This is a genomic window from Mesorhizobium sp. P3_A9, assembly GCF_056402975.1.
In genome coordinates this window covers 1-13,677 of the sequence record NZ_JBFUGJ010000154.1, presented here as the reverse complement: position 1 = coordinate 13,677, position 13,677 = coordinate 1, and the positions used below count along the sequence as shown (strand labels likewise).

The following is a 13,677-nucleotide window of genomic DNA, read 5'->3' as shown; positions in this document are numbered from 1 at the left end:
TCCGGACGGAAAACCGTTTGATACTTTTCCTGGAATTGCTTTGGCCGCCCGGCGCCCGATGCGGTGGCCGGGGATACGGTTTGAACCATGAGCGAATTCGACTTCGGCGGTCGCCGCGCCTCGGAATTCCGCCATCGCGGTTTCTGGACGCTGTTCGCTGAACGGCATCCGGAAGAAAGAGCCCGGTTGGCGCGGCGCGGACCCTGGTTCTGGCAGCGCGGGCTGCCCGACTTCGCCCTGGTCCTTTCCATGTATGTCGCGCCGGCGCAGAACCATGTCGGCGTCTTCTTCGGACGTAACGAGAAGTTTGGCGCCACGGAAAGCTGGTCGCGGCTGAAGCCGTTCCAGCCGGCGATCGAAGACAGGCTGAAGCTCAGGCCGGACCAAAGCTGCGAGGGCCTCGGCATCAATTCGATGTGGCGGGTCAACTGTTATGCCGATGACAATTGGCCTGCGATGACCGACTGGCTGGTGACGGAATGCTCGCGGGTCGAGCAGGCCGTCATCGACGTGCTTGGACAGGAGTAGGGCGCCGGTGTTTGCGGATTTCTTCCGCTCGCGTTGGCTTGGCCAGGTGCCGATCGACCGGCTGTTCTGGCGCGACATGCTGCTTGTCGGGACGGGGATCAACGTTGCTTCGTCCGCGGCCGCACTCGTCCTGCTTGGATTGAAAATGTCGCTCGGCCTCGTGCTGGCGGTGCATTTCGCACCGGTGCCCTACAACATCTTTCTCACTGTCGCGGTCTGGCGGACGGCAGAGCAATCGGGCGCCAAGGCCTCCCTGATGCTGTTGGGCTCGGCGCTCTGGCTCGTCGCCACGGTGGCGGTCTGAAGGGACCGAACGCAGCACGAAAAAAGGGCGACCGAAGCCGCCCTTTGCCGAAAGCTTACAACATGCAGTTCAGGCTGCCGGCTCGAATTTCAGCGCCACGCCGTTGATGCAGTAGCGCAGGCCGGTCGGCGGCGGGCCGTCCTCGAAGACGTGGCCGAGATGGCTGCCGCAGCGGGCGCAGTGGCACTCGGTGCGGACCATGCCGTAGCTGCGGTCGATGGTGTTCTCGACCGAGCCGGGGACCGGGTCGTTGAAGCTCGGCCAGCCGGTGCCGCTCTCGAACTTCAGCTTGGATTCGAACAGCGGCTGGTCGCAGCCGACGCAGGAAAATGTGCCGGCGCGCTTCTCGTAGAGCAGGGCGCAGCTTCCCGGCCGCTCGGTGCCGTGGCCGCGCATGACCGCATATTGCTCCGGCGTCAGCCGGGCGCGCCATTCGGCGTCGGTGCGGGTGACGGGGTAGGTGTGGGTGTCCATTTGATCTCCTCAGCCTTGGCGGCTCGTTGTTGATTGCAACCGGATATTCGCTCCAACATAGGCATTTGTTACGGGATTTGCCCACATTTTCAATCGTGCCGTCTTCCTCAGGCGATCGCCGCGAGATAGCGGGCAACCGAAGTGGCGAACGACTTCTTTCCGCCGCCGATGATGTTCAGGTCCCACCATGCGCCGCGGATGTCGTCGAAGTCATATGGTTCAAGGGCTGCCGCGATACGGCGCACGGCCGCCGCGTTGAGCGGTATCTGGTTGGGATAGCTGTACATGAAGCTGACATGGCGGCGCGTCGGCGTCACCTGCACGGTGTCGCCGGTCAGCAGGGCGTTGCCGCCCGCGCGCTGCCAGTGCAGCACCTGGCTGCCGGCAAAGTGTCCGCCGCAGCGGATGAGTGTCAGCGAGGGATTGATGGCGAACGTCTCGCCGCTCCAACTGACGATCGAGGGATGCGGCCGCATGATCCATTGGCGGTCATCGGCATGGAGATAGATCGGCACGCCGCCAAACGCCTCGCTCCAGCGGGCCATCGCCGAATAGAAATGGCAGTGCGAGATGGCGATCGCGGTCAGTCCGCCGCGCCGGTGATCTCGGCCACCGCCTCGTCGCTCACCATCGAGACGCAGTCCCACAGCACATTGCCGTGCGGCGTCTCAACCAGCTGCGCCCGCTGGCCGATGGCGAAGCGCGGCTCGATGCCGAAGGCGAGCACACCGGCATCGTCCCTCATCACAAGCCCATGCCCAGCGGCAAGCTCGTCCGATGTGATCCAGGCCTGGCCCTCCCAGCGCACAAATTGCCGCTCGTCCTCGCAGATCGGGCAGTGTTGCGGCGGTGTCTCCGTCGCCGCGAACTGGACGCCGCACTGCAGGCAAAGGAAGCAGGTCATCGGATCAGTCTTTCAATGCTTTCTGGAAAGCTGCTTCGTCGCGCTTTCCAGCCCGGCCAGCGTCAGCGGAAACATGCGGCCGCCAAAAATGTCGCGGATCATCGCGATGGAATGGGTGTAACCCCAGCTCTTTTCGCTCTCCGGATTTAGCCATACCGCATTCGGCCATTGCTGCAGCAGGCGGCCGAGCCATACGACGCCGGCTTCCGGGTTCCAATGTTCGACCGATCCGCCGGGGTGGGCGATCTCGTAAGGGCTCATCGAGGCGTCGCCGACGACGATCACCTTGTAGTCCGGGCCGTATTTGTGGAGGAGATCGAAGGTCGGGATGGTCTCGGCATGGCGGCGGCGGTTGTCCTTCCACACCCCCTCGTAGAGGCAGTTGTGGAARTAAAAATATTCGAGCTGGYGGAATTCGGCACGCGCCGCCGAAAACAGCTCCTCGACGCTCTTGATGTGGTCGTCCATCGAGCCGCCGACATCGAAGAACATCAAGAGCTTCACGGCRTTGCGYCGYTCGGGCCGCGTCTGCACGTCGAGATAGCCRTGYTCGGCGGTGGCRTGGATGGTGCCGGGCARGTCGAAYTCTTCYTCGGCGCCYTCGCGCACCCAGCGGCGCAGCCGCTTCAACGCGATCTTGATGTTACGGGTGCCGAGCTCGACGGCATCGTCGAAATTCCGGAACTCGCGCTTGTCCCAGACCTTTACCGCGCGCCGGTTGCGGCTTTCGTGCTGGCCGATGCGCACACCCTCGGGATTGTAGCCATAAGCGCCGAAGGGCGAAGTGCCGCCGGTGCCGATCCATTTCGAGCCGCCCTGGTGTCGACCTTTCTGCTCCTCGAGCCGCTGCTTCAAGGTCTCCATCAGCTTCTCGAAACCGCCGAGCGCCTCGACCAGTCTTTTCTCCTCGTCGGTGAGGTGCTTTTCGGCGAGCCGCCGCAGCCACTCTTCCGGGATGTTGGCGACGTCGACCGCATCCGGTCCGCCAAGCGCCTCGATGCCCTTGAAGACATGCGCGAACACCTGGTCGAAACGGTCGATATGGCGCTCGTCCTTCACCAGAGCGGCGCGGGCGAGGTAATAAAAACCCTCGACGTCGTAATCGACCAGCCCGGCTTCCAGACCCTCCAGCAGCGACAGATATTCCCGCAGAGAAACGGGAACACGCGCTGCCTTCAGTTCGAGGAAGAAGGGGATGAACATTTTCTATCTACAGCAGATCATACTCGATGAAGCCGGTGCGGCGCGCGACATGATCGTAGAGCTTGCGTGCGGTGGTGTTGGTCTCGTGCGTCATCCAGTAGACGTTCTTGACGCCGATTTTTTCCGCCGCGTCCTGCACCGCCTTGATCAATGCCGCACCGATGCCCTTGCCACGCAGGTCCGGGTCGGCGAACAGGTCCTGCAGGTAGCAGTTGTTTTTCTCCGACCAGCCTGAGCGGTGGTAGAGATAGTGGGTGAGACCGACCGCCTTGCCGTCGAGGGTGGCAATAAACCCCTTCGGCTCGAACTCACCCGCCGTGAACAGCCGTTTCCAGGTGATGGCGTAGACTTCTTCCGGCAGCTTGGTCTCGTAGAAGGTCAGATAGTCGGTCCACAGACGCTTCCAGTCGGCGTGGTCGGACTGTACGAGCGGGCGGACGATAATCTCAGACATTTCATCTCCTCCGAAAGGTTGTGGCCGAAGCTGCCTTCCCGGCCGGCCGACAGCAACGGTCCACAGCCGGGGAAAGCGCTATTGCTGCCTGGCTATTGCTGCCTTCTGGCCATGAAGGCCAGCCGCTCGAACAGATGCACATCCTGTTCGTTCTTCAGCAGCGCGCCATGCAGCTTGGGCAGTGCGTTCTTGGGATCGGCTCGCAAATCCTCGGGCGCGATGTCGTCGGCGACCAGCAGGCGGATCCAATCGAGCGCCTCGGAGGTCGACGGCTTCTTCTTCAGCCCCGGTACCTCGCGGATTTCGTAGAACTGGGTGAGGGCAGCGCGCACCAAATTCTGTTTAATGCCGGGATAGTGGACATCGACAATTCTGTGCAGCGTGTCGACGTCGGGAAAGCGGATGTAGTGGAAGAAGCAACGGCGCAGGAAGGCGTCCGGCAGCTCTTTCTCGTTGTTGGAGGTGATGATGACGATCGGTCGGACAGCGGCGCGGATCGTCTCCCCGGTCTCGTAGACGAAGAACTCCATCCGATCGAGTTCCTGCAGCAGGTCGTTCGGGAATTCGATGTCGGCCTTGTCGATCTCGTCGATCAAAAGCACGACCTTCCTGCCCGCCGCGAACGCTTCCCACAGCTTGCCGCGCTTGATGTAGTTTTTGATGTCGTTGAACCTGCTATCGCCGAGCTGGCTGTCGCGCAGCCGCGACACGGCGTCATACTCATAGAGACCCTGCTGCGCCCGCGTCGTCGATTTGACGTGCCATTCGATGAGATCGAGGCCGAGCGCTGATGCCACCTGGCGGGCAAGTTCGGTCTTGCCGGTGCCCGGCTCGCCCTTGATCAGCAAGGGCCGCTCCAGCGCGATCGCCGCGTTGACGGCCACCATCAGRTCCTTGTCGGCGACATAGGCCGCCGTGCCTTCGAAACGCATTTTTGCTCCTTGGTTCATGCCATGAGCGTAAGGACGCCGGTCTGCCTGTGCAAGGGCGAGCCGGCTGCGACGAATGGGCTTGAAACCCGCGATGGAAATATCCGTTGCTAACACGAGGCCRCTTGGCAGGCCGAAGGGCGGCAGCATGAAAGACAAGATATCAGGCAAGACGGCACTGCAGATCGTTGTCGCGGTGCTGGCGGCCACGCCGGTACTGGTCGGCATCGAGGGTATCGTGTCCGGGCCGGAATTCCTGCACGTCATCCATCCATGGCCGATCGATCTCGACAGCCATTTCCGCTTCCTGTCCGGGTTTTTCCTGGCTGTTGGTCTCGCCTGGTACAGCTGCATTCCCAGTATCGAGACGAAGACGGAGCGGTTCCGGCTGCTTGCCGCCTGCACGTTCACCGGCGGACTGGCGCGGCTTGTCTCGCTGCTCCTGGTCGGCGCGCCATCGCTGGGGCACCTTGCCGGGCTCTGCGTCGAACTGCTGGCGGTGCCGGCGCTAGTCTGGTGGCAGGGCCGCGTCGCGAATAAAGCAGCCGAGAGCGCCCGTCTCACTGGCGCTTAGGCAACCGGCGGCCTATATTGGGGAGGACGGTCTGTGCTTCCCGGCAGGAGAACATTTTCCCCGGGGCCTTAACGATCCTTAGGGAGCTGTCCCTGGGAAGACCCGTGGGTTTTCTCATACGGCGCCCACCTACTTTGTAGGTTCCCGGGATCGCTCTCTCCACCGGTTGTGTGGATCGTCACTTCTTGCCCCTGTATCCACGCATTTCGGTGGATCGCGTGGTAGAAAACGTCGCTCCCAAAACGCCATCCAGATCTGACCTTTTCTATCCTGGCCGCATGACATCTCTCAAAGACCTGAAAAAACAGCTGCGGCGCGAAGCGCTTGGGCGCCGCGATGCGCTCGATGAATTCTGGCGGGTCGAAGTGGCGCTCGAAATGGCCGAGACGGCGCGCGATCATCTCGTCATCGAGCCCGGCCAGATCGTCTCCGGCTTCTGGCCGATGCGTTCGGAAGTCGACGTCAGGTCATTGATGTTTGCCTTGCGTGAAAAGGGCGCCAGGCTTTGCCTGCCCGCCATTCTCGACAAGACCACGATCGTCTTTCGCGAGCTGGTGCGCGGCGCGCCGATGGTCGAGATGGGCTTTGGCACGGTCGGACCCCATGCCGAGGCCGAGGTTCTCGATCCCGAGGTGATGCTGGTGCCGCTCGCCGCCTTCGACGCGCGCGGCCACCGCATCGGCTATGGCGCCGGCTATTACGACCGCGCGATCGCGAAGCTTGTCGACAAGGGGCATGCGCCCCGATTGATCGGCATCGCCTTCGACTGCCAGGAGGTGGCGCAAGTGCCGGACGAGAACCATGACGTGATCATCCCGGAAATACTCACCGAGAGTGGGTTGCGCCGCTTCAGCATCGCTTAAAATATCGCGATCTGCTTAATACGTTTCCAAGACATATCGGCTAGTATTCCCTTAATACAGTCCGGGCCGATGGCGACCATGGTTTTTGTCTTTGCACGCTTCCTGCTGATGCCGTTCGTCTTGATCGCGGTGGTGCTGTTGGCGATGGCATTGCACATCGTCGGAACTGCGCTTTACCACCAAGCCGCCTGGAACCGGACGGTCGCCACCGTGACGGATGTCAGTTCCTACACTGAAATGCATAAAAATGGGCCCGCCACAGACGGCATCAATGTCGCCCTCACCTATACGATTGACGACACGCCGATGACCTGGTCTGGAAAAGGAAAGGTGGTCGGCCTTTATAAGGCGTCGATAGGCGATGAGGTTGAATTTTACTACGACCCTGGCGATCCATCGAACCTCGATACCGCGGGAATGAAAGGCTGGCGCGGCATGCTGCTACTCATTGCGGGCACCGGCGGCTTCACCGCCTTCTACGTCTGGTTCTTCTGGCTGCGCGGAATGCGCCGTTGACGTTGCCGCTGTGGCCATAGCGAGCTTGCGTCATGGGTGCGAGCGCAAAGCCGTACTTTCGGCCGGCGTTAGAACCAATCGCGCGGTGCCGCTTGCCTAGCGTCCCTGGCTCTGGATAGAAGTGGATATGAGACTTCTTTTCCTCGGCGACATGGTTGGCAAGACGGGACGCACGGCGGTTTGGGAACAACTGCCTGGCCTTATCTCGGACTTCAAACTCGATTTCGTCATCGTCAATGGCGAGAATGCTGCCGGCGGCTTCGGCATCACCGAAGAGATCTTTCGCGAGACCATCGCGGCCGGCGCCGATGTTGTCACCACCGGCAACCATGTCTGGGACCAGCGCGACGCGCTCGCCTTCGCGCCGCGCGAAGAGCGTTTTCTGCGCCCGTCGAATTTTCCCAAGGGCACGCCGGGGCGCGGTTCCGGCGTCTACATCTCCCGGGGCGGCGCGCGCRTKCTGGTCGCCAACATCATGGGCCGGGTGTTCATGCATCCCGARCTCGACGATCCSTTCCAGGCCGGCGAGCGCGAGCTTGCCGCCTGTCCGCTCGGCGAACAGGCGGATGCGGTGGTGATCGACTTCCACGCCGAGGCAACCTCGGAAAAGATGTGCTTCGCGCATTTCGTCGATGGTCGCGCCAGCCTCGTCGTCGGCACCCACACCCACCAGCCGACCGCCGACCACCAGATCCTCAATGGCGGCACCGGCTATCTGTCCGATGCCGGTATGTGCGGCGATTACGATTCCTCGCTCGGCATGGACAAGGAGGAGCCGCTCAACCGGTTCCTGTCGAAAGTGCCGAAAGGGCGTTTCGAGGCTGCGACCGGACCGGCGACATTGTGTGGGGTTGGTGTCACTATTTCCGATCGTACCGGACTGACCGAGAAGATCGCGCCGTTTCGTCGCGGGCCGCGATTGGAAGAAACGGCTCCATCTTTCTGGTCGTGACATTGATATAGAGGTTTGTAGTACCTAACTGCCGGCGACACTGCTCTAGATCGTAGGGGACGACCTCCATGCAGCTCATTGAGTTCCTGGCGCCGCATTTTCATTTTGTATCCGACCCGACGGCCTGGGTTGCGTTGCTGACGCTGATAGTGCTCGAGATTGTGCTCGGCATCGACAATCTGATCTTCATCTCGATCCTGACCAACAAGCTGCCGGAAGCGCAGCGGGCCCGCGCCCGCCGGCTCGGCATCTCGGCGGCGCTGATCATGCGGCTGGTGCTGCTCGCCACCATCTCGATCATCGTCCAGCTGACGACGCCGGTCTTCACCGCCTTCGGCCATGGCTTCTCCTGGCGCGACCTGATCCTGATCGCCGGYGGCCTGTTCCTGGTCTGGAAGGCGACCAAGGAGATCCATCACACGGTCGATCCCGACGACCACCAGGACACGATGCTGGGCGGGACGCTGCAGATCAGCCTCGCCGGCGCGATCTTCCAGATCCTGCTGCTCGACCTCGTCTTCTCGATCGATTCGATCATCACCGCCGTCGGCATGACCGACGAGATCGCCATCATGTACATCGCCGTGATCGTGGCCGTCACCGTGATGATGCTGGCGGCCGGTCCGCTGGCCAACTTCATCGCCAAGAATCCCAGCATCGTCATGCTGGCGCTCGGCTTCCTGCTGATGATCGGCATGACGCTGATCGCCGAYGGCATGGGCTAYCAYGTGCCCAAGGGCTACATCTACGCGGCGATGGGCTTTTCGGCGCTGGTCGAGGGGCTCAACATGCTGGCGCGGCGGCGCAGGAAGGCGAAGCCTGGCGATGGGCATTGAATATGACTATCAATGACCTTAGCCAGGATCAGCGCGATCAGTTAGCCAAGCTGGCTGATTTGCCTGACCACAAGATCGACACTTCGGACATTCCGGAAGTGCCGTCCAATAATTGGTCTCAAGCTCGCCGAAGCATCCATGTTGGTCTCAGGCAGGAAAAGCGTCGATCCTGAGCGCCTGCCTCGCAACACAGTGCGGCTGGACGAATTGAGCCGATTTATCTATAAGCCGGCCATTCCGACAGAGAACGCCGTGCTTCCGCGAGTTGCAGCTCGGACGCTCTGAAATTTTGAATTCGAGCATTTTTGCAAGGGCGAGGTGATCCACCTGGCTGCAAAATGCTCTAGCCGAGAAGACGACAGGGGTGCCATGGCTGGCCATTCACAGTTCAAGAACATCATGCACCGCAAGGGCCGCCAGGACGCGGTGCGGTCGAAAATGTTTTCCAAGCTGGCGCGCGAAATCACCGTCGCCGCCAAGAGCGGCACGCCCGACCCATCGATGAACCCACGCCTGCGGCTGGCGATCCAGAACGCCAAGGCCGTGTCGATGCCGAAGGACAACATCCAGCGCGCCGTCAACAAGGCCTCGATGGGCGATGCCGAAAGCTACGAGGCCGTGCGCTATGAAGGCTATGGCCCAGGTGGCGTCGCCGTCATCGTCGAGGCGTTGACCGACAACCGCAACCGCTCGGCGTCGAACGTGCGCGCCGCCTTCACCAAGGCCGGCGGCGCGATGGGCGAAACCGGTTCGGTCTCCTTCATGTGGGACCGTGTCGGCGAGATCTACTATCCGGCATCGGTCGGCAGCGCCGACAAGGTCATGGACGCGGCAATCGAAGCCGGCGCCGACGATGTCGAAACCGACGACGAAGGCCATACCATTTATTGCGGTTTCGAGAGCATGGGCGAGGTGTCGAAGGCACTGGAAACCTCGCTCGGCGAGGCAGAATCGGTGAAGCTGATCTGGCGACCGCAGAACAATGTTCCAGTCGACGAGGAGCGGGCACAGTCGCTGATGAAGCTGGTCGCCACGCTCGAGGACGACGATGACGTGCAAAGCGTCTACGCCAACTTCGAAGTCGACGACGAGACCTTGGCCAAGCTCAGCGCGGCCTGAGTTTCTGACCGTCACACGGAAGTGTGTAGGCGAACGCCATAGCCAAGGAGTCCCCACCCAACTTATAGATCAGTCAGTTGTCGGCGGGAGGGGAGATGACTGGCGAAGGGATGGAGCATGCCTCTGCGATGGCTTGGTCTCGCCGCGGTGGCTTCTGGCGTCGGTTCCTTGCTTCGTTTGTCGACTACCTTGTCGTGCTGATACCTCTCTGTTTTCTGGTGGCTGGCTTGTTCCTGCTGACCGACGGTGGGGTGAAAGCTGACTTCTGGCTGTTCTTGCACGTATGCAGACCGGCCAAGGTGCACGGCGGTCCGTCGCTTGAACGTTACGATTGGCAAGTGTGCAGGTCGTCTCTCTTCGGCTTTCCCGTAGCCGATTGGGCAATTGGCACTGCGAAAGCGACCCAATCCGTAGTGCGCGAGACTGTTTCGTTCGATCTTAATTCGAAGGAGAAATCTCGCCCGGCGGCATTGGATCTAGGTTTCCTCCAAGTACCCGCTCTGGCGATCTATCTTCTTGTCATGGAGGCTAGCGGCCGGTCGATCGGCAAGCGGGCTTTGACGCTCGTCGTGTATGACGAGAATGACTGGCGAAGAAGAGGCTTGCCTCTGCAAAAGGCGTTTCGCCGTCAGGTGATCAAGTTTCTCGGCGCTTTCCCTCTGGTGCTGACAGGGGGCTGGTTTGCCTTTCAGACCTGGGGCAGCGTTGCAGGACCCGTGCCGAGCTATGCCTGGTTGGACTTGGTGCTCGCCTTCGTCGCGATTGGCATAGCTTTGCTCTGGCCGGCCTGGATCGGAATATCGATAGCTTTGGGATATGAGCCGATCCATGATCGGGTTGCCGGAACAACCGTTCGCACCCGCGAGACACATGAATGAGCCTTTTGGAAAAACCCCGGATCGTCATCACCTACTGCACGCAATGCCAGTGGCTGCTGCGCGCCGGCTGGATGGCGCAGGAGCTGCTCTCCACCTTCGGCACGGATCTCGGCGAAGTGACGCTGGTGCCCGGCACCGGCGGCATCTTCACCATCTCCTGCAATGACGTGCTGGTCTGGGACCGCAAGCGCGACGGCGGCTTTCCGGACGCGGCAAAACTCAAGCAGCTGGTGCGCGACGTGATCGATCCGAATCGCGATCTCGGCCATTCCGACCGCAAGGGCCACACGCAAAAAGACCCCGCCTGAGCGGAGTCCCTTGCGTTTTGGAAGGTCTCCCTAGAGCAATGCGAAGATAAAGCAGGCCATCGCCCCGATGGCGGTGATGGTGCGGACGTGGTTCCACAGCACCCATTGGCTCAGGTGGTTCGCCCACACGGCGGCGCCGTTGCTGCTGGCCGGGTCGACGGCGGCAAGCGCATCGTTGAGCGGCACGTTGAAGACCATGGTCACAATCGGGTTGCCGATCAGGTAGATCACCGCGCCGGCAAGCAGCCAGTAAGAGCCGGGCTGGCTCCAGCTCATGATGGCGGCGGCGATAAGCACCAGACAGAGCAGTCCGGTGCCGAAGAGCGCCGTCATGAAAGTCGGCGTGATCACCGTGATGTTGATCGAATTCATCGCCGCGATGCCGCTCGGGACGGGCAGCCGGGCAAGTGCCGCCATGACGAAGTTGGAAAAGGCGAAGAACACGCCGCCGACGACGCCCGAGCCGATTGCGGCGATGATGGTGAGGGCGGGAACAAGCTTGGTCATTTCAGTTGCTCCAGATGCCGGTTGCGGCGGTTTCGGTTGCGTAGGCGGAAAAGTCTTTCGGCGCACGGCCAAGCACGCGCTGGACGCCGTCGGTGAGCGACTCGTTGCGACCGTCGAGCACCTGGGTGAACAGCTCGTTGAGCAGCCAGACGATTTCGGGTGGCAGTTCGTACGACGCGACAGCGGCCGTGAACTCATCATGCGAAATTCTGACAAAGCGGATGTCGCGTCCTGCCGCCTTGGCAATCTCGGCGACCGCATCAGTGAAGCTCAACAGCCGCGGCCCCGTGAGCTCATAGAGCTGGCCGATATGACCAGGCTGGGTCAGCACTGCTTCGGCGGAGTCAGCGATGTCATCGGCATCGACAAAGGGTTCGCCGACAGGTCCGACCGGAAGTGCCACCTCGCCAGCCAGCAGTGGCTCGATGAGAAAGCCTTCGCTGAAATTCTGCGAGAACCAGGCACAGCGCAGGATCGTCCAGTCGGCTCCGGACGCTTTCAGCATCTCTTCGGCGCGCTGCGCCTCGTGCTCGCCGCGGCCCGACAAAAGCACCAGCCGGCGAACGCCACGCTCCACGGCAAGGCGGGCGAAGGCATCGATCACTTCGGCGGCGCCCGGCACGGCGATGTCGGGATAGTAGCTGATGTAGACCGCGCTGACGTCCTCGAGTGCAGGAGCCCAGCTTGCAGGAGCGTCCCAATCGAAGCGCGGCGCGGCGGAACGGGAGCCGACCCGTACCGGAATGCCTTGCGCCGTCAGCCGCGCGGCGAGACGGCGGCCGGTCTTGCCGGTGCCGCCGAGGATCAGAATTGGTTTGGTGTCGGTCATGGTGGTTTTCCCTTGGTTGCAAAACATGAGTAATCCTCACATTTGCAAAACGTGATAAACCCTCGTATTTTGCGAGTCAAGCCATTCCCTCGGCGATTTGCCGAATGCGTTGTTGGAGACAGTCCATGGAAGGCACGCCGGCCAATGAGCAGATGGCTTCGCCACGGCGGGCGCCAAGCCAGCAGCGCAGCCGCGAGCGGGTGGAGCGCATGCTGGCGGCTGCCTCGGCGCTGATCACCGAGCAAGGCAGCGATGCCATGCGCATGGGCGAAGTCGCCGAACGGGCAGGGGTGTCGATCGGCTCGCTCTACCAGTTCTTTCCCGACAAGCGGGCGATCATCTGGGCGCTGGCCGAGCGCTACACCGCCGAGAGCCAGGCCTGCATCTCGGCCGAACTTAGGGATGTCGGCGATGCCGAAGGCCTGCGGCGGGCTTTCTCGGACCTGGTCGATATCTATTATCGGCTGTTCCTGGCCGAGCCGGTGATGCGCGACATCTGGTCGGGCACGCAGGCCGACAAGGCGCTGCGCCAACTCGAACTCGCCGACAGCCGGGCCAACGCTGAATTCCTCGTGGCGGTGCTGAAGCGATTGCGTCCGGATGCCGACCCGGTGTCCCTGGAGACGACCGCGTTTCTCGTCTGGCAGATGGGCGAAGCCGCGATGCGGCTGGCGATCTCGGTCGACCGGCAGGAAGGCGACAGGCTGGTCGCCGCCTACAAGCGCATGGCGCTGCGGGAACTGACGGGAGACTGAGTGGCACTGCGCGTGTTCATTTTCCACCCTCCAGCAAAGATGTGGCCGGCAAGGATGTGACCGACATCGCACCGCCTGGCGGCTGATGCTCGAGCCGCCATGCCTTCGGGCTCAGGCCGGTGATGCGCAGGAACTCGCGGTTGAAGTTCGATTTGCTGAGGAAACCGGCGTCGAACATGATGCGGGTGATCGGTTCGTCCGTCGTCGCCAGCAGGCGGCGCGCCTCGGCGATCCGCTGGTTGTTGACATATTGCGACACGCTCGATCGGTGGATGCGATTGATCGCCGACGACACTTGCCGTGCCGGCAGGCCGAGCCGCCTGGCGATGCGCCCAAGGTTGAGATCGACATCCTTGTAGAGTTCCCTCGACCGCATCAGCGCGTCGACCGCCGCCGCGATCGCGGAGTCTTCGCTGGTTGCGGTTTGCAGCTCGGGCCCATCGTCTTCTTCCTCGTCTTCGTCCGGAGCGGTGGCTTCGCTGGCGACCGCGGCAGCCCCGCCGAGAAGCAACAGCGCCAGCACGTTGCCGCCGGCAATCACCGCACCGGAATGAGCTCCCCCGGTCCATTGCATGTCAAAACTGATGATGATGTCGGTGATCGGCGACGCGAGGATCGCCAGCGCCGTCACCCACAGCGACCGGTAGGACCGCAAGACGCCGTCGAGGCGCGATTCGACAAGGACATCCGGGCCGGCCAGCGCAAGCCAAAGAAGCGCGAACCCATATGACAGGAACACAAGGA

At 62.0% G+C, this 13,677-nt stretch carries 18 protein-coding genes, 1 other RNA gene and 1 pseudogene; 12 read left to right on the top strand and 8 right to left on the bottom strand.

What is annotated here, in order from left to right:
• The first annotated feature begins 87 nt into the window (after positions 1-87).
• Together AC1DX0_RS20260 and AC1DX0_RS20255 are read left to right on the top strand one after the other, a co-directional pair.
• Complete coding sequence (locus AC1DX0_RS20260) at positions 88-528, top strand: hypothetical protein (protein WP_477221667.1); 441 nt, start codon at positions 88-90, stop codon at positions 526-528.
• 7 nt (positions 529-535) lie between these two features.
• Positions 536-832, top strand: coding sequence for a hypothetical protein (locus tag AC1DX0_RS20255; RefSeq protein WP_477221668.1), 297 nt, complete (start codon positions 536-538; stop codon positions 830-832).
• Positions 833-901: 69 nt separating this feature from the next.
• Here the strand turns inward: AC1DX0_RS20255 and msrB are convergent, their stop codons facing one another.
• The 5 genes and pseudogenes from msrB to AC1DX0_RS20230 form a co-directional block, all read right to left on the bottom strand.
• Positions 902-1,306 (bottom strand): peptide-methionine (R)-S-oxide reductase MsrB, encoded by a 405-nt coding sequence (gene msrB / locus AC1DX0_RS20250; RefSeq protein ID WP_013892492.1) that lies wholly within the window; start codon positions 1,304-1,306, stop codon positions 902-904.
• 107 nt (positions 1,307-1,413) lie between these two features.
• A pseudogene (locus AC1DX0_RS20245) lies at positions 1,414-2,210 on the bottom strand (MBL fold metallo-hydrolase).
• Positions 2,211-2,222: 12 nt separating this feature from the next.
• The gene (locus AC1DX0_RS20240; RefSeq protein WP_477356597.1) at positions 2,223-3,413 is read right to left on the bottom strand and encodes a vWA domain-containing protein; all 1,191 of its coding nucleotides are present in this window, start codon (positions 3,411-3,413) and stop codon (positions 2,223-2,225) included.
• A gap of 7 nt (positions 3,414-3,420) precedes the next feature.
• Complete coding sequence (locus tag AC1DX0_RS20235; RefSeq protein ID WP_477221670.1) at positions 3,421-3,867, bottom strand: N-acetyltransferase family protein; 447 nt, start codon at positions 3,865-3,867, stop codon at positions 3,421-3,423.
• A 92-nt stretch (positions 3,868-3,959) separates the two neighbouring features.
• A complete protein-coding gene (locus AC1DX0_RS20230) occupies positions 3,960-4,799 on the bottom strand; it encodes an AAA family ATPase (RefSeq protein WP_477221671.1) in 840 nt (279 codons plus the stop codon).
• A gap of 145 nt (positions 4,800-4,944) precedes the next feature.
• Between AC1DX0_RS20230 and AC1DX0_RS20225 the strand changes: the two genes are divergently transcribed.
• The 9 genes from AC1DX0_RS20225 (at position 4,945) to AC1DX0_RS20185 (ending at position 10,842) form a co-directional block, all read left to right on the top strand.
• Positions 4,945-5,370, top strand: a complete 426-nt coding sequence (locus tag AC1DX0_RS20225; protein WP_477221672.1) for a DUF4345 domain-containing protein — start codon at positions 4,945-4,947, stop codon at positions 5,368-5,370.
• A gap of 25 nt (positions 5,371-5,395) precedes the next feature.
• A non-coding RNA gene (gene ssrS, locus AC1DX0_RS20220) (6S RNA) lies at positions 5,396-5,551 on the top strand.
• A gap of 97 nt (positions 5,552-5,648) precedes the next feature.
• Positions 5,649-6,233 carry a 5-formyltetrahydrofolate cyclo-ligase gene (locus tag AC1DX0_RS20215; RefSeq protein WP_477221673.1) on the top strand — a complete coding sequence of 195 codons (585 nt, stop codon included), beginning with the start codon at positions 5,649-5,651 and terminating at the stop codon, positions 6,231-6,233.
• A 78-nt stretch (positions 6,234-6,311) separates the two neighbouring features.
• A complete protein-coding gene (locus tag AC1DX0_RS20210) occupies positions 6,312-6,749 on the top strand; it encodes a hypothetical protein (protein ID WP_477221674.1) in 438 nt (145 codons plus the stop codon).
• A 127-nt stretch (positions 6,750-6,876) separates the two neighbouring features.
• Positions 6,877-7,701 carry a TIGR00282 family metallophosphoesterase gene (locus tag AC1DX0_RS20205; RefSeq protein ID WP_477356595.1) on the top strand — a complete coding sequence of 275 codons (825 nt, stop codon included), beginning with the start codon at positions 6,877-6,879 and terminating at the stop codon, positions 7,699-7,701.
• Positions 7,702-7,769: 68 nt separating this feature from the next.
• The gene (locus tag AC1DX0_RS20200) at positions 7,770-8,537 is read left to right on the top strand and encodes a TerC family protein (RefSeq protein ID WP_477221675.1); all 768 of its coding nucleotides are present in this window, start codon (positions 7,770-7,772) and stop codon (positions 8,535-8,537) included.
• A gap of 369 nt (positions 8,538-8,906) precedes the next feature.
• Positions 8,907-9,656: a YebC/PmpR family DNA-binding transcriptional regulator gene (locus tag AC1DX0_RS20195; RefSeq protein ID WP_477221676.1), complete on the top strand. Its 750-nt coding sequence runs from the start codon at positions 8,907-8,909 to the stop codon at positions 9,654-9,656.
• 95 nt (positions 9,657-9,751) lie between these two features.
• On the top strand, positions 9,752-10,534 hold the full coding sequence (locus tag AC1DX0_RS20190; RefSeq protein ID WP_477221677.1) for an RDD family protein: 783 nt from the start codon (positions 9,752-9,754) through the stop codon (positions 10,532-10,534).
• Positions 10,531-10,842 carry an Rdx family protein gene (locus tag AC1DX0_RS20185; RefSeq protein WP_477221678.1) on the top strand — a complete coding sequence of 104 codons (312 nt, stop codon included), beginning with the start codon at positions 10,531-10,533 and terminating at the stop codon, positions 10,840-10,842. Before AC1DX0_RS20190 ends, AC1DX0_RS20185 begins: the two co-directional genes overlap by 4 nt.
• 30 nt (positions 10,843-10,872) lie before the next feature.
• On the opposite strand, the gene AC1DX0_RS20180 is transcribed toward AC1DX0_RS20185, so the two are convergent.
• The gene (locus tag AC1DX0_RS20180) at positions 10,873-11,349 is read right to left on the bottom strand and encodes an anthrone oxygenase family protein (protein ID WP_477221679.1); all 477 of its coding nucleotides are present in this window, start codon (positions 11,347-11,349) and stop codon (positions 10,873-10,875) included.
• Position 11,350: 1 nt separating this feature from the next.
• Positions 11,351-12,178, bottom strand: a complete 828-nt coding sequence (locus AC1DX0_RS20175) for an NAD(P)H-binding protein (protein WP_477221680.1) — start codon at positions 12,176-12,178, stop codon at positions 11,351-11,353.
• A gap of 125 nt (positions 12,179-12,303) precedes the next feature.
• Here AC1DX0_RS20175 and AC1DX0_RS20170 point away from each other — a divergent pair, with 125 nt between their 5' ends.
• Positions 12,304-12,933 (top strand): TetR/AcrR family transcriptional regulator, encoded by a 630-nt coding sequence (locus AC1DX0_RS20170; protein ID WP_477221681.1) that lies wholly within the window; start codon positions 12,304-12,306, stop codon positions 12,931-12,933.
• Between the two features lie 16 nt (positions 12,934-12,949).
• Here the strand turns inward: AC1DX0_RS20170 and AC1DX0_RS20165 are convergent.
• The coding region (locus AC1DX0_RS20165; protein WP_477356593.1) for a helix-turn-helix domain-containing protein at positions 12,950-13,677 on the bottom strand (728 nt) is incomplete at its 5' end.

Coding starts and splice junctions, on each gene's coding strand:
- AC1DX0_RS20215 (WP_477221673.1), top strand. CDS start 5,649: ATGACATCTCTCAAAGACCTGAAAAAACAGCTGCGGCGCGAAGCGCTT.
- AC1DX0_RS20175 (WP_477221680.1), bottom strand. CDS start 12,178: ATGACCGACACCAAACCAATTCTGATCCTCGGCGGCACCGGCAAGACC.
- AC1DX0_RS20210 (WP_477221674.1), top strand. CDS start 6,312: ATGGTTTTTGTCTTTGCACGCTTCCTGCTGATGCCGTTCGTCTTGATC.
- AC1DX0_RS20235 (WP_477221670.1), bottom strand. CDS start 3,867: ATGTCTGAGATTATCGTCCGCCCGCTCGTACAGTCCGACCACGCCGAC.
- msrB (WP_013892492.1), bottom strand. CDS start 1,306: ATGGACACCCACACCTACCCCGTCACCCGCACCGACGCCGAATGGCGC.
- AC1DX0_RS20225 (WP_477221672.1), top strand. CDS start 4,945: ATGAAAGACAAGATATCAGGCAAGACGGCACTGCAGATCGTTGTCGCG.
- AC1DX0_RS20195 (WP_477221676.1), top strand. CDS start 8,907: ATGGCTGGCCATTCACAGTTCAAGAACATCATGCACCGCAAGGGCCGC.
- AC1DX0_RS20190 (WP_477221677.1), top strand. CDS start 9,752: ATGACTGGCGAAGGGATGGAGCATGCCTCTGCGATGGCTTGGTCTCGC.
- AC1DX0_RS20260 (WP_477221667.1), top strand. CDS start 88: ATGAGCGAATTCGACTTCGGCGGTCGCCGCGCCTCGGAATTCCGCCAT.
- AC1DX0_RS20180 (WP_477221679.1), bottom strand. CDS start 11,349: ATGACCAAGCTTGTTCCCGCCCTCACCATCATCGCCGCAATCGGCTCG.
- AC1DX0_RS20170 (WP_477221681.1), top strand. CDS start 12,304: ATGGAAGGCACGCCGGCCAATGAGCAGATGGCTTCGCCACGGCGGGCG.
- AC1DX0_RS20185 (WP_477221678.1), top strand. CDS start 10,531: ATGAGCCTTTTGGAAAAACCCCGGATCGTCATCACCTACTGCACGCAA.